This is a genomic window from Luteimonas sp. R10, from assembly GCF_045689605.1.
GTDB lineage: Bacteria > Pseudomonadota > Gammaproteobacteria > Xanthomonadales > Xanthomonadaceae > Luteimonas.
In genome coordinates, this window is sequence record NZ_CP141262.1 from 598,935 (window position 1) to 612,805 (window position 13,871).

Sequence of the window (13,871 nt, forward strand, 5' to 3'; positions counted from 1 at the left end):
GCCGCGTAGCGCCCGGACGGCAGCCGTTTCGCCGGATTCCGGCGCCCGGGTTAGCATCGTCCGGTCCCCGCCTGGAGTCTGCCGATGTCCGTTCGCGTCCGTTTCGCCGCCGCGCTGCTGGCGATCCCGTCCTTCGCCGCCGCGACCGCGGCCGCCCAGGACGACCCCGCCGCGCCGCGCGCCGAGGTTGCCGCCGCCGCGCAGGCGCTGCAGGACAAGGTGGTCGCCTGGCGCCGCGACATCCACCAGCACCCCGAACTCAGCAATCGCGAGACGCGTACCGGGCAGCTGGTCGCCGAGCACCTGCGCTCGCTGGGACTGGAGCCGAGGACCGGCATCGCCCACACCGGCGTGACCGCGGTGCTCAAGGGCGGCAGGCCCGGCCCGCGCATCGCGTTGCGCGCCGACATGGACGCGCTGCCGGTCACCGAGCAGACCGGGCTGCCGTTCGCCTCCAAGGTCACCGACACCTATCGCGGCCAGACCACCGGGGTGATGCACGCCTGCGGCCACGATGCCCATACCGCGATCCTGATGGGCGTGGCCGAGGCGCTGGCCGGCATGCGCGAGGAACTGCCGGGCGAGGTCCTGTTCGTGTTCCAGCCGGCCGAGGAGGGCGCGCCGGAGGGCGAGGAGGGCGGCGCCGCGCTGATGCTGAAGGAGGGCGTGTTCGAGGACTTCACGCCAGATGCGGTGTTCGGCCTGCACGTGTTCAGCACCCTCAACGCCGACCAGGTCGGCGTGCGCGCCGGGCCGATGATGGCCGCATCGGACCGCTTCGGCCTGAAGGTGATCGGCCGGCAGACGCACGGCTCGCGGCCTTGGGGCGGGGTGGACCCGATCGTCGCCAGCGCGCAGATCATCTCCCAGGCGCAGACCATCGTCAGCCGGCAGATGGACATCAGCAAGCAGCCGGTGGTGGTCACCTTCGGCGCGATCAACGGCGGCATCCGCTACAACATCATCCCCGACGAGGTCGAGCTGGTCGGCACCATCCGCACCTTCGACGAGGACATGCGCAAGGACGTGTTCGCGCGGCTGAACCACATCGCCGAGCACGTGGCCGCCGCCAACGGCGCCACGGTCGAGGCGCAGATCCCGGCGGACGCCGGCAACCCGGTCACCTTCAACAACGAGGCGCTGACCGAACGCATGCGTCCGAGCCTGGCCGCCGCGGCCGGCGCCGGCAAGCTGGTCGAGCTGCCGCTGATCATGGGCGCCGAGGATTTCTCGCTGTACGCGCAACAGGTGCCGGGGATGTTCTTCTTCGTCGGCGCCACGCCGGTGGGGGAGGACCCGGCCACCGCGCCGAGCAACCACTCGCCGCAGTTCGACGTCGACGAGTCCGCGCTCGACCTCGGTTTCCGCGCGATGCTGCAGGTGGCGCTGGACTACCTGGAAGGCGGCAACGAGAGCGCCGCGGCGCAGTCGCCGGTCGCGCCAGCGCCGCTGGCGGGCCGCCTCTAGTCACTGCGTCGGCGTCGCGACTTCCGTCGCTCCCACAAGGGCAGGAGACCGCCCAGTAGGTTCGTCGCCGTTTGTAAGGGCTGCTTCGCGAACCCCGTCGCTCTCCACCGCGACGAGCGCTTCGCCCGGCGCCGGTTCTGCCTTCCTGTGGGAGCATTCTGCCTTCCTGTGGGAGCGACGGAAGTCGCGACGCCGTTCTGCCCCGCCACGGAACGCACTTCGGCAAGCGCGAACACGCAAGAGCCGACATTCGGGCGCCGCGCCCCTTCCGGAGCGACGGCGCCGGTGAAACCTGCCCGCGGCCGCTAAAATGGCGCGATGGACTCTCCCCGCACCCCGGTCCTCGGCCGCGAGACCGCCTACCCGCGCCGCTACGACGCCTCGCTGCTGTATCCGATCGAACGCAGGCTCGGCCGCGACGCGCTCGGCCTGGACGGCGAGGCGCTGCCGTTCATCGGCCACGACCGCTGGCATGCCTACGAGCTCGGCTGGCTCGACGCCCGCGGCAAGCCGCGGGTCGCCACCGCGACCTTCACCGTGCCGGCCGACTCGCCGCGGCTGGTCGAGTCGAAGTCGCTCAAGCTGTACCTCAACTCGTTCAACGCCACCCGGTTCGGCAGCGATGTCGAGGTCCGCGCGCGGATCGCCGGCGACCTGTCGCAGGCGGCCGGCGGCGCGGTGGCGGTCGCGTTCGGCCTGCCGGCCGTCGATGCGGAAGCGGACGCCGGCGCCAGCATCGACGCGCTCGAGCTCGACATCGACGGCTACGGCCCGCCCGACCCCGGCCACCTGCGCGCCGACGCCGCCGATCCGGCGGACGAGACACTGTGCTCGGACCTGCTCAAGTCCAACTGCCCGGTCACCGGCCAGCCCGACTGGGCCAGCATGCGCATCGCCTACCGCGGCCCGCGCATCGACCGCGCCGGCCTGCTGCGCTACCTGGTGTCGTTCCGCGACCACGCCGACTTCCACGAGCAGTGCGTCGAGCGCATCTTCGTCGACCTGCTCGCCCGCTGCCGCCCGCGGTCGCTGTCGGTCGAGGCGCGCTACACCCGCCGCGGCGGGCTCGACATCAATCCCTGGCGCGGCACGCCCGGACTGCCCGCCCCCGCGCCGGCGCGCACGCCGCGGCAGTAGCGGCCACCGCCGCCGGCCGCGATGCCGTAGGCGAGGTGCCGCAAGGTGATGCCCGGATACCCCTTACCGGGACACCGGTTGCCCGTAGGAGCGCACCGCAGGGGCGCGAACACGCGTATCCGGCTGCGCGGTCGCGCCCCTGCGGTGCGCTCCTACGGGAGGTGAAGGAGGTGCGGATCACGTCGGAGGGCCTTGCCGTCCTCCAGCACGGCGTCGTTGCGGCCCGGACGGGACCGCAAACGAAATCCGTACCCGGAATTCACGGCGCCGCAATGAATCCTTAACAGGCGGCATGGGACGCTCACGCCTGCAACCGGCAACGGAGCCCGCCATGAGCCATCCCTCGAAACCCGACGAACCCCGGACCCTGTCGCCGTCGTCGGGCAGCGGCAAGGCCGATTTCTCGAAGGTCGGCAGCAGCACCGACAGCACCGAGGCGGAGGCGCCGCGGGCGGACTTCAGCCAGGTCCGCGGCTCGGTCGATTCCACCGAGGCGCCCGCCGGCGGCGGACGCAGCCACACCGTGGAGAAGGGCGACACCCTGTCGCAGATCTCCAAGCGGTTCTACGGCTCGGCCGGGCACTGGAAGGCGATCTTCGACGCCAACCGCGACCAGCTGGACAACCCCGACCTCATCCATCCCGGGCAGACGCTCAGGATCCCGGATCTCGACGACGACGCGCCCGGCGCGGCCTGATCGCCACCCGTTTTCCAGCCAGACACAAGGAACGCCGCCATGCAGCGACTCACCCCGATCCTGACCGCCGCCCTGTTCGGCGCCATCGCCCTGGCCGGCTGCCGCCAGCAGGAAGACACGGCCGCCACGCCGACGACGCCACCGGCCACCGAACCGGCGCCGGCCACCGAACCCGCCGCACCGGCTGCCAGCGCCACGGTCGTCGACGTCCAGCTCGGCACCGAGGCCGCCGAGAACACACCCGTCGCCGAGCCCAAGACCAGCTTCGCACCGACCGACGACACCATCATCGCCTCCGTCAGCACCGCCACCAGCGACCCCGCCGCCAGCGTCGACGGCAAGCTCGTCGCGCGCTGGACCTACCAGGACGGCCAGCTGGTCGAAGAGAGCAGCGAGATGCTCACCTTCAGCGGCAACGGCGTGACCAACTTCCGCATCAATAGCCCGGAGCCGTGGCCGGCGGGGCAGTACAAGCTCGAGATCCTGCTCGACGACGAGGTGGTGCAGACCCGCGAGTTCACCGTCGAGTAACCGCCGCCGAATCACCGATTTCATCGCCGCAAGGCGGGCAAGCACGGGCGCGACGCGAGTCGCGCCCTTTTTTTGCGCCGGGCCGCCCCGAACTCGCCGCAATCCGCTTTCCCGTTTGACGGGGAGGGCGGGGCGGGCGGCGGCCGCCGCTCGCCCCGCAGTGGCTCGTCCGACCGGGATCCGTCGGCTCCGGTCCGGCCCATCCCAAATTTCCAGGCGGGAGACGAGGCGCCACGGGACATCCGGCATCCCGCCGCCTGCTCCCTCCCCCGTTTACGGGGGAGGGCTGGGGTGGGGGCGGACGGCGCCCGGCAGGCAACGCTGCAAGGAATATCGAGTGCCGCGGCCTTGGCTCGTCCGACGGCAGGATCCGTCGCCCTCGGCTCGCTCCCTCTTTTGAGGCGAGCGGGCGCGCCGGCGGGCGCGGCCCATCCCAACCTCAGCCGTCGATCTCCTGAATCCCGATTTCCGTTTCCTGGATTTTGGGGTTATATCCCCGTATTATGTAGCCACGTAAACAGGAATCCCTCATGTCCACGCCCGCCCACGCCCTTCCCGGTATTCCGGACCTGGCCCGGGACGACACCCGCCGCGATCTCGCCCGGATCCTCGCCGCCCTGTTCGAGCAGTGGGCGCTGCCCACCGAGCAGCAGCTGGCCCTGCTCGGCATGAGCCCCGAGAGCCGCAAGGTGCTGGCCCAGTACCGCCGCGGCGAGCGCGCGCTGCCCAACAGCCGCGATACCCTCGACCGCGCCGGCTACCTGCTCGGCATCCACAAGGGCCTGCGCCTGCTGTTCCCCGAGGACCCGGAACTGCGCTTCGGCTGGGTGCGCCGGCGCAACCGGATGCTCGACGGGCGCACGCCGCTCGAGATCATGCTCGAGGAAGGCCTGGTGGGGCTGGCGCGGATCGCGCGCTTCGTCGATTTCCAGCGGGGCCAGTAGATGTCACTGTACGACCGGCTGACCGACTTCGACGGCCGGCTGCTGCGCAACATCACCTCGCTGCGGGTGTCGGCGGACCTGTTCGACGACCTGGTGCCCGACGGCGCCGGCCGCGCCGCAGCGCTGGCCGCGGACCTGCGCATGCGGCCGACCCGCACCGGCGTGGTCGACCGCGGCCTGCACTACTCGCAGGCGATCGGCTATCCCTTCACCAGCGACGGCACCGTCGCCAGCCGTTACGGCGACGGCAGCGTGCGCGTCTGGTACGGCGCCCTGGACGCCGACACCGGCATCGCCGAGACCTGCTGGCACCAGCTGCAGCAGCTGGTCGCGATCGAAGGCGTGGCCGCGCCGGTCACCCGTTACCGCGCGGTGTACGAGGTGCGCGCACGCGGCCTGTTCCTGGAGCTGCGCGGCAAGGAGGCCGAGCACCCCGAGCTGCTCGACGACGACTACGCCGCTACGCAGGCCATCGGCAAGCACGCCGCCGCCCAGGGCCTGCCCGGCCTGCTGTATCCCTCGGCGCGCTGGCCGGACGGCAGCTGCCTGGCAGCGTTCCGCGCCGAACCGCTGAGCCAACCGCTACTGCAGCACTACCTGACCTATCGCATCGATGCGATTGCGCAGACCGTCACCGTCGAACGCACGCCCGGCGTGGTGGAACGCGTACTGCATGCGAGCGATCTGCGGCGCAATCGATAGCCGCGTCGCCGTCACCGGTTTTCCACGCACGCGACATACCCTGTGGGCGTTCCCATCCGGCACAGGAGCGCCGCATGATCCATCACGTCTCGCTCGGTACCAACGATGTCTCACGCGCCCGCGCATTCTATGACCCGGTGCTCGCCGTCGTCGGCCTGCGCCTGCTCGAACAGGACGTCGGCGAACTGCACTACGGTGCCGGCACCTTCCTCTTCAGCCTGGTCACCCCGGTCGACGGCACGCCCGCGACCCCGGGCAACGGCGTGCACATCGCGTTCGCGGCCGGCAGCCGCGCGCAGGTGGACGCGTTCCATCGCGTGGCCCTGGATAATGGCGGCACCAGCGACGGCGTGCCCGGGCTCCGGCCCGAGTACAACCCGAACTACTACGGTGCGTTCGTTCGCGATCCCGACGGCAACAAGATCGAGGCCGTCACCTACTCGGGCAGATGAGCACCACCGTTCGGAAGTGCCGGTGGCACGCCACCGCCGGGAAGTCGCGACCGACACCCTGGCGCGCCGGCGTCGCGACTTCCGTCGCTCCCACAGAAGCAAGCATGTGTGCCGTCATGCCGTTGCATTCCCCCGTGCGGGAGCGGCGACGGCATGCCGTCGCTGTCGCAGGAAGAAAGGCGCCACATCGATGACCCGCATCGGCCTCGTCTCCGATACCCATGGCCTGCTGCGGCCCGAGGCGATCGCCTTCCTGCGGGGCAGCGACCATATCGTCCATGCCGGCGACATCGGCCGGCCGGAGATCCTGGACGCGCTGGCCGCGCTCGCGCCGCTCGCCGCGATCCGCGGCAACATCGACGTCGCCGCCTGGGCCGCGGACGTGCCCAGGACCCTGCGCGTGGAACTGGCCGGCGTGCATTTCCTGGTGCTGCACGATCGCAGCCGGCTCGATTTCGACCCGGCGGCCGCCGGCATCGACGTGGTGGTCTCCGGGCATTCGCACAAGCCGTTGATCGAACGACGCGCGGGCGTACTGTACGTCAATCCCGGCAGCGCCGGCCCGCGGCGCTTCAAGCTGCCGGTCACGGCGGCGGAGCTGCTGGTGTCCGGCGGAACGGTCACGCCGCGGATCGTGGACCTGCTTGCCGCGTAGGGCTCGCTGCCGGCCGCTCCGTAACGACGCAGCTGCGACGGCACTTTCCGTAGGCAGCGGCCCCCGCAATCTCCACATCCCCGTCGCCCCACGCCGCTGCGCACGCGGGCGTCATCCGCTATTGCACCGCGCCGTCGGCGGATGCCGCGCCGTCGCCGGATCCGCCACCGGCCGGCGCTTCCGGCACGTACACCATGCGGCCGTCGGCGAGGCGGTAGGCGACGCCGGCCTTGACGCCCTCGCCCTCGCCGATCTCGCCGCTGGACTCGTATTCGCGCAGCTCCTCGCCGTCCTTGACCAGCATCCGCATGTCGGCCTGGCCCGGGTTCTCCACCACCACCACGGTCTTGTCGGAGAACGGGTTCAGCGGGTTGCTGACGATGATGATCATCAGCACCGCGATCACCACCAGGAACAGGTCGACGAGGTTGACCACCGACAGGATCGGATCGTCGTGCTCGTCGGTCTCGAGAAAGCGCATCAGGCCGCCGCTCCGCCCTGTAGCGCCTGCGCGCGCTCGATCGCCACCAGCTCCTGCAGCAGCCAGCGTCGGCGCACGGTCAGGACCAGGAACGCGATCGAGGCGCTGATCAGGGCCAGAATCACCGAGGAGAACGCGACCACCAGGTTCTCGCCGACGCTGGCGGCATCGTTCCGGGTCAGCGCCAGCAGCGCCGGGCCCATCGGGATCATGGTGGCGACCAGGCCCAGCATCGGCGCGCTGCGCGCGGTAATGCGCAGCCATTCGAGCCGGTGCATGACCCAGAGCTCCATCTCCGCGGAACTGGCGCCGGTGGCGGCGTGATGTGCGGCCAGTGGCGAGCGGTAGCCGCGGTCGCGACGCTGCCAGGCCTCGACCAGGAAGCCGCCGAGGGCGAAGAAGGTGTAGACCAGCGCCAGCACGACCAGCACCAGTACCGGGATCAGGAACACGTGCGCGATCTGGTACAGGGCGGATTCGAAACCGTTCATGGGTGACTCCAGGAATGTGTGGGGATGCGGGCCTGGCGCCAGCCGCCGAGGCCGACGCAGGCGAGCAGCAGCAGGCCGCCGAGCCAGGCCTGCCAGGGCGGTTCGGGCGCCGCCGCGCGTTCGACCTCCTGCATCACCTGGCCGCGCACGGGCGCGGCCTCGGCGACCGCGGGCTGGGATTCGGATTCGGGCATCGCGGCATCGGCCGATGCGGGCGGCGGTGCGGCCGCATCGGACTGCGCCGGCGTGCCCGCCTCCAGCCCGAAACCGGACGCGATCTGCTCGATGAACTCGCGGGTCGCCTGCGGGCCGGCATCGGCGCCGTGCTCGGCGGTCAGCGCCTGCCAGCGCCGTGCCAGCTCGCGCCGGGTCTGCGCGTCGGCGTCCCAGTAGCCCTTGCGCACCGCCTCCAGCATCCGTTCGACCAGCTGCGCCTGCGCGGTCGGGTTGTGGCGCTCGAACCAGGCGTCGATGCCGAGCCCGCGCGCGTCGCGCACGTAGGTGTCGTGCAGCGCCTGCCACTGGTCGCCGCGCACGGTCCCGGGTGCGGTGGCCTGCCAGCCGAACAGGTTGTTGGCGACGTCCAGCACCTGCAGGGTGCCGGCGTAGCCCTCCTGCTGCATCGCGCCGATCCACTGCGGGTTGAGGTAGCGGCTGCGCAGCTCGGTGGCGAGGAACTCGGCGGCGGTGGTGGTGCGCGGCGCCCCCGTGCGCAGGTCGCTGAGGTACAGCGCCGGGCTGCTGCCGTCGATCTTGCGCATGGCCATCGACAGCCCGCCCATGTACTCGAACACGTGGTCGGTGTTGAGCACGCCGTAGACGTTGGACGAGCGCGGCAGCACCACGCCGTCGGTGCCGGCGAGCTGGTCGGCCAGCAGGTTGCCGAGCGCGCCGCCGCCGACGCCCCAGTCGCCGCCGCCGTAGCCGTACTGCAGGCGCGCCAGGAACTGCTCGGCCAGCGGCGCTTCGGTCTCCCAGGCGGTCGAGTCGAGCACGGCATCGGCGAGATCGGTGCCGTAGTCGCCGGGCGCGTTGCCGAACAGGCGCAGGCGGGAGAGCGCGACGGCACGCTCGGCATCGACGCCGCGTTCCGCCAGCGACGCCGCGATCCTGCGGCTGTTGGCGGCGATGGCGTTGCCGGGTTCGTCCAGCCGCGACAGCTGCTGCAGGGCGGCGTCGAGCTTGCGCATGAAGCCGTCGAACTGGTCGCGGTAGCTGCCGGTCACCTGCACCACCACGTCGATCCGCGGGCGTCCGAGTTCGGCCCGCGGGACGATCTCGATGCGCTCGACCTCGCCGCCCCGGCCCCAGACCGGCCGCAGGCCGGCCGCGTGCAGCACCTGCGCCTCGACCACGCCCAGGTGGCGCACGGTCTCGACCGACCACATCACGAAGGTCAGCTTGTCCGGCGCAGCACCGCCGTGCGCCTGGCGATGCGCCGCGAGCAGCTGTTCGAAGGCCTCCCCGCCCGCCTGCCAAGCGGCGTGGGTGGGGATCTTGTCCGGCTCGAACGGATACAGGTTGCGGCCGCTGGGCACCTCCGGGTTGCGCACCGGATCACCGCCCTCGCCCGGCAACACGAAGCCGCCGCGCAGTCCGGCCAGCAACGCCTCGATCTCGCCGGTCTCGGCCAGGCGGCGGTCGCCGGCGACGGCGCGCTCGACCAGCGCGCGCAGCGCCGGATCGTCGATGTCCCGCGGCGGTTCGCCCTCGCGCAGGTAGCGCTGCAGGAACCGGTACGGCGCGCTCGCCTGCAGCTGCGCGAAGTCCTCGGCGAACACCTCCTGCGGATCGAGCCCCAGCGCCGCGTAGTAGTCGTCGCCGAGCTGCTGCATCACCGTCGACAGCCGGTGCTCGGGCGCCGCCGGCACGCCGAAGACGTGCAGGCCGAGCGGGACCACGCTGCGGGCGAGCTGGTGCAGGTGGTCGTGCAGGGCGGCGAAGAAGCCGTCGAAGTCGGCGTCGATCGCAGCCTCGCTCCAGCCGATGTCGGCGTGCATGCCGGCGGCGATCGCGCCGTCGCGGACGCGCCGCATCGCGGTCTCGCGCACCGGGCCCTCGTCCACCATCTGGTACTCGTGCACCAGGTGGTGCAGGTCGCGCAGTTCGTCGTACAGGCCGGCCGGCGCGAACGCCGGGGTCTGGTGGCTGATCGTCACCGCGCGCCCGCGGCGCTTGGCCTGCACCGCCTCGCCAATGTTGTCCTGGATGTACGGGTAGAACACCGGCAGCGCGCCGAGCGCGAGGTTGGGCCAGTCGTGCGCCCACAGGCCACGGTCCTTGCCCGGCAGCCATTCCTGGGTGCCGTGGGTGCCGAAGTGGATCAGCGCGTGCGGATCGTGCCGCAGGCGCAGCCACAGGTAGGCGGCCAGGTAGGCGTGCGCCGGCGGTACCGCGCCGTCGTGGGTGGCGACGCCGTACTCGGTGGCGCGCGGCGGCTGTGGCAGCACCACCAACTCGCCGAGCTGCCAGCGCGGGATCGCGAACGCGGGCGCGCCGTCCGCCGTGACCACCGCCGGGCTGTCGGCCGGATCGCCCCAACGCTCGAGCAGGGCCTCGCGCTGCCGCGGCGGCAGCGTCCGCAGCCAGCGTTCGTACTCGGCCAGCGGCAGGGTGGCGGCGAGATCGCGTTCGAGCAGGTCGGGCAGGGTCTCGGGCCGGTACCAGCCGGCCAGCAGCGCCTGGCCGGCGTCGATCACGGCCTGCTCGGTCGTCGCGGGCACCGGGTAGCCCGCCTCGGCGAGCGCCGCGGTCACCCGTTCCAGGCTCCGCGGCAGGTTGAGTTGCGAGGCCGACAGGTTGCGCTCGCCGTGCGGGTAGTTCCAGAACATCAGCGCCAGGCGCTTGTCGGCGGCGGCGGTCTCGCGCAGCCGCGCCAGCGCGGCGAGCTTGTCGGCCAGCAGCTCGACCTGTTCCGGGATCGGCACCGGCTCGCCATCCTCGACCGCGGCCAGCACCACCGGATCGCTCATGCCCCAGCCTTCGGGCACCGCCAGCAGGGTCGCCATCGCCGCGGGACTCAAGCCGCTGGCCTCGCTGCGCCATTCGTCCACGCTGACGCCGCGCGCGGTCGAGGCGATCAGCGCCGGCACGTCGAGCGCGGCGAAATCGCGCCTGCGCTGCTCGCCGTTGCCCAGGTGGGTCAGGTTGACCAGGGCGACGATGCCGGCATCGCGCAGTCCGTCCATCAGTCCGTCCGGATCGTCGCGCTCGAACCAGAACGGGATCGGCAGCAACCCGCGTGCCTCGCCGGCGGCGATCAGCGCGTCGATGTCCCTGAGTTGCATGGACGACAGCGCATGGCTGGAGATCACCAGCGCCACGCGCGCGCCGTCGCCGTGGCCGCGCGCGCGCTGCCAGTCGAGATAGGCGTCGAGCCCGGCGAACGGTTGCGCGGCCTGCGGGTGGTAGTAGCCGGTCGCCGGCATCGCCTGCGGCGGCGGCACCGCGTCGCTGGCCTCGCCGCGATGCCAGCGGCCGAGCCAGTCGAGCATGTGGCGGAAGTTGCGCTCGCCGCCCTCGCGGTAGTACCCGGCCAGCCGCTGCGCCTGCGCCGGTTGCAGCCCGGCGGCGGCGGGCGGCCCGCCGCCCACCGCGATCCACGGCAGGCCGTGCTCGGCCAGGGCGGTCGCCGTCAGCGCGCGTACGCGTTCGGCGTGGCTGGCCACCGGCGCATCGAGGATCACCAGGCCGGCGCCGGCGAGCCACTCGTGCGGCCCGCCCGGCGGCGGCCGGTCGATCGACAGGTGCTCGACGCGCACGCCGTGCGCGCGGCCCCAGCGATCGAGCTTGCGCGTCTTGCCCGGCAGGGTGAAATCGGTCGCCACCACCACGACCCGCAATGGTTCGGCGGCGGGCACCGGCAGCGCCCATGCCGACAGGACCACGAGCGCCAGCAGCCATCGCGACACGCGCGCCATCTCAGAAGCTCAGGTCGAAGCCGACGTAGTAGTTGCGGCCCACTTGCGGGTACGGGTATTCCAGGTCGACGCTGTCCTGGCGGGCGTCGGTGATGTTGTCGATGCCGCCACGCAGGCTCAGCGCGGGGCTGATCCGATAGCGCAGGTCGAGCGCGTACAAGGTGTCCGCCGGCACCGCGATCGTGGGACCCCGGCTGGGGTACTCGACCTGGCTGCCGACGTACTCGGCGCGCAGGCGCCCGGTGAACGCGTCGACCGGCGTCCACGCCAGCGTCGCCGCGCCGCTGTGGTGCGGGCGCATCTCCAGCTTGCGGTCGGCATCCTCGTCGCGCGCGTCGAGATAGCTGTAGTTGGCCTCCAGCGCCAGCGTCGCGGTCAGGTCGACCGCGCCGGCCAGCTCGATCCCGGCCAGGTGCGCGCGGTCGACGTTGCGGTAGGTCCTGACGTCCATCACCCCGGGCTGGCCGCAGCGCTCGATGCAGACGATCTCGATCAGGTCGCGCAGGCGGTTCTCGAACGCGGTCGCCTGCGCATGCCAGCCGTCGCCGCGAACCTGCGCGGACAGCTCGTAGGTGGTGCTCACCTCCGGGCGCAGTTCGGGATTGCCGTACAGCTCGAGCAGCCCGGCGATGGTGGTGTAGTACTCGGGCGAGAGCTGCTTGAGCGTCGGCGCCTTGAAGCCGCGGCCGGCGCCGCCCTTGAACACCCAGTCGCCGCGCTCGTGCACCAGGTAGGCGCGCGGGCTGTGCTGGCCACCGAAGCGGCGGTGGCGGTCGTAGCGGTCGCCGAGCACCAGGTCCCAGCCGTCGGCCAGTTCGATCTCGTCCTGCAGGAACACCGCGCGGTGGACCGCCTCGTCCTGGCCGGCGTCGTTGACCAGGGTGTCGGTGAGCGATTCGCGGCGCCACTCGCCGCCGGCGGTGACGCGGTGCCTGCTGCCGAACCACTTGGAAACATGGCCATCGACGATCTCGTCGCGCAGGTGCTGCGGACCGGTGGGCGTGCCGGGCGCGCGGTGGTTGATCTTGTCGATGCTGGCGCGGCTGGCGCGCAGGCCGCTCTCGCCCCAGCCCCAGCGGCCGCGGTGCGACAGCGCCCACTGGTCGCGGTCGACCTCGTCGCGCGAGGCGTAGAGGTAGGGGTTGGCGCCGCTCTGCAGGCCGTGGCGCACACGCTCCTCGCGGCCGCCGAGCCAGCGCAGGTCGATGCGGTGGAACTCGCTGGGGGTCCAGCTCAGGGTGGCGCTGCCGCTGTCGGCGTCGCGGGCCTCGCGGCGGCTGGTACCGGGTTCGAGGGGGTTCGGCGTCTCGTCGGTGCGGCTGTGCTCGGCGAACACGCTCAGGCCCAGCGTGTCGGCGACCAGCGGCCCGCCGGCGTACACGCCGACCTGCCGACGGGCGCCGCCGGCGGCATCGGGTTCGCCGGCATTGGCGCTCAGGCTGCCGATCCAGGCGTCGGTGGCGCTGCGGCTGATCACGTTGACCACGCCGCCCAGCGCTTCCGATCCGTACAGCGAGGACATCGGCCCGCGCACGATCTCGACCCGTTCGATCGCCGCAGCCGGCATCCAGCCGAGGTCGTAGTCGCTGTGCGCGATCGCGCCGATCGAGCTGTTGACGCGCATGCCGTCGAGCAGGGTCATGGTGTAGCTGGGATCCATGCCGCGCACGCTGACCCCGCGCCGGTCCAGGCCGATGCCGGTCAGGCCGATGCCCGGCTCGCCGCGCAGGGCGTCGGCGAGGTCGTACACCGGCCGGGCGGCCAGCTCCTCTCGGGTGATCACCGACATCGAGGCCGGCGCGGTGTCCAGGGTGCGTTCGCTGGCGGTGGCGGTGACGACCACCGCGTCGAGGTCGGTGGCCGTTGTCGCGGTCTCGGCCGAGACGTTGCCCGCGAAGGCGGCCAGGCAGGCGATGAGCATTGGGGAGCAGGCGGGGGCGGAGCGAAGAACAGGCGCGCGGGGCATGGCAAAGGAGTCGGAAGGCGAAGCCGCACGATGTTATAACATTACTCAAGTAGCGCAAGCCCGCGGCACATCGGACAGGCATACCAGACAGCGTCCGTCCTCCACCGACCTCTGTAGAAGGGGCTTCAGCCTGAGATTTCCCCACATTTCTCGCAGCCCACCTTCCCCCTTTGAAAAAGGGGGATTGAGGGGGATTTGCTGTTGCTGTTGCTTGGTCGGGCACCGAGCAAATCCCCCCAACCCCCCTTTTTCAAAAGGGGGGAAGCAGCCAAATCGTTGAATCGATTGAAGGAAAACAGGGAAAACCTCAGGCTGAAGCCCCGACCTGCCGAAGATCGCGGCAGACAACGGGAGCGCGTGGTACCGGCCGGGAAGCGGCGTGCGTGTATCTGTCCACGTTCGGTGCGGTTCCCGAGGGTCGGGGCTGA

At 71.6% G+C, this 13,871-nt stretch carries 12 protein-coding genes; 8 read left to right on the forward strand and 4 right to left on the reverse strand.

Features of this window, described 5'->3' with window-relative positions; translation table 11 throughout:
- Window positions 1-84 precede the first annotated feature (84 nt).
- From U3649_RS02555 to U3649_RS02590, 8 genes are all read left to right on the forward strand, one after another.
- Window positions 85-1,467 (forward strand): amidohydrolase, encoded by a 1,383-nt coding sequence (locus U3649_RS02555; RefSeq protein WP_407353331.1) that lies wholly within the window; start codon window positions 85-87, stop codon window positions 1,465-1,467.
- Between the two features lie 318 nt (window positions 1,468-1,785).
- Window positions 1,786-2,604 carry an NADPH-dependent 7-cyano-7-deazaguanine reductase QueF gene (gene queF, locus U3649_RS02560; protein ID WP_407353332.1) on the forward strand — a complete coding sequence of 273 codons (819 nt, stop codon included), beginning with the start codon at window positions 1,786-1,788 and terminating at the stop codon, window positions 2,602-2,604.
- 331 nt (window positions 2,605-2,935) lie between these two features.
- Window positions 2,936-3,301: a LysM peptidoglycan-binding domain-containing protein gene (locus tag U3649_RS02565; protein ID WP_407353333.1), complete on the forward strand. Its 366-nt coding sequence runs from the start codon at window positions 2,936-2,938 to the stop codon at window positions 3,299-3,301.
- Between the two features lie 39 nt (window positions 3,302-3,340).
- A complete protein-coding gene (locus tag U3649_RS02570) occupies window positions 3,341-3,832 on the forward strand; it encodes a hypothetical protein (protein ID WP_407353334.1) in 492 nt (163 codons plus the stop codon).
- 530 nt (window positions 3,833-4,362) lie between these two features.
- Entirely contained in the window at window positions 4,363-4,776 is a 414-nt protein-coding gene (locus U3649_RS02575; protein ID WP_407353335.1) for an antitoxin Xre/MbcA/ParS toxin-binding domain-containing protein, read from the forward strand.
- Window positions 4,777-5,478, forward strand: coding sequence for an RES family NAD+ phosphorylase (locus tag U3649_RS02580; RefSeq protein WP_407353336.1), 702 nt, complete (start codon window positions 4,777-4,779; stop codon window positions 5,476-5,478).
- Between the two features lie 74 nt (window positions 5,479-5,552).
- Window positions 5,553-5,930 carry a VOC family protein gene (locus U3649_RS02585; RefSeq protein WP_407353337.1) on the forward strand — a complete coding sequence of 126 codons (378 nt, stop codon included), beginning with the start codon at window positions 5,553-5,555 and terminating at the stop codon, window positions 5,928-5,930.
- A 190-nt stretch (window positions 5,931-6,120) separates the two neighbouring features.
- A complete protein-coding gene (locus U3649_RS02590) occupies window positions 6,121-6,585 on the forward strand; it encodes a metallophosphoesterase family protein (RefSeq protein ID WP_407353338.1) in 465 nt (154 codons plus the stop codon).
- 118 nt (window positions 6,586-6,703) lie between these two features.
- Here U3649_RS02590 and U3649_RS02595 read toward each other — a convergent pair whose 3' ends face one another.
- From U3649_RS02595 to U3649_RS02610, 4 genes are read right to left on the reverse strand one after another with little or no spacing between them, the layout of a single operon-like run.
- Complete coding sequence (locus U3649_RS02595; protein ID WP_407353339.1) at window positions 6,704-7,066, reverse strand: DUF2149 domain-containing protein; 363 nt, start codon at window positions 7,064-7,066, stop codon at window positions 6,704-6,706.
- Window positions 7,066-7,557, reverse strand: a complete 492-nt coding sequence (locus U3649_RS02600; protein WP_149196315.1) for a MotA/TolQ/ExbB proton channel family protein — start codon at window positions 7,555-7,557, stop codon at window positions 7,066-7,068. Before U3649_RS02600 ends, U3649_RS02595 begins: the two co-directional genes overlap by 1 nt.
- Window positions 7,554-11,468: a cobaltochelatase subunit CobN gene (cobN, locus tag U3649_RS02605; RefSeq protein ID WP_407353340.1), complete on the reverse strand. Its 3,915-nt coding sequence runs from the start codon at window positions 11,466-11,468 to the stop codon at window positions 7,554-7,556. Before cobN ends, U3649_RS02600 begins: the two co-directional genes overlap by 4 nt.
- A 10-nt stretch (window positions 11,469-11,478) precedes the next feature.
- The gene (locus tag U3649_RS02610) at window positions 11,479-13,398 is read right to left on the reverse strand and encodes a TonB-dependent receptor domain-containing protein (protein ID WP_407353341.1); all 1,920 of its coding nucleotides are present in this window, start codon (window positions 13,396-13,398) and stop codon (window positions 11,479-11,481) included.
- Window positions 13,399-13,871: the final 473 nt, after the last annotated feature.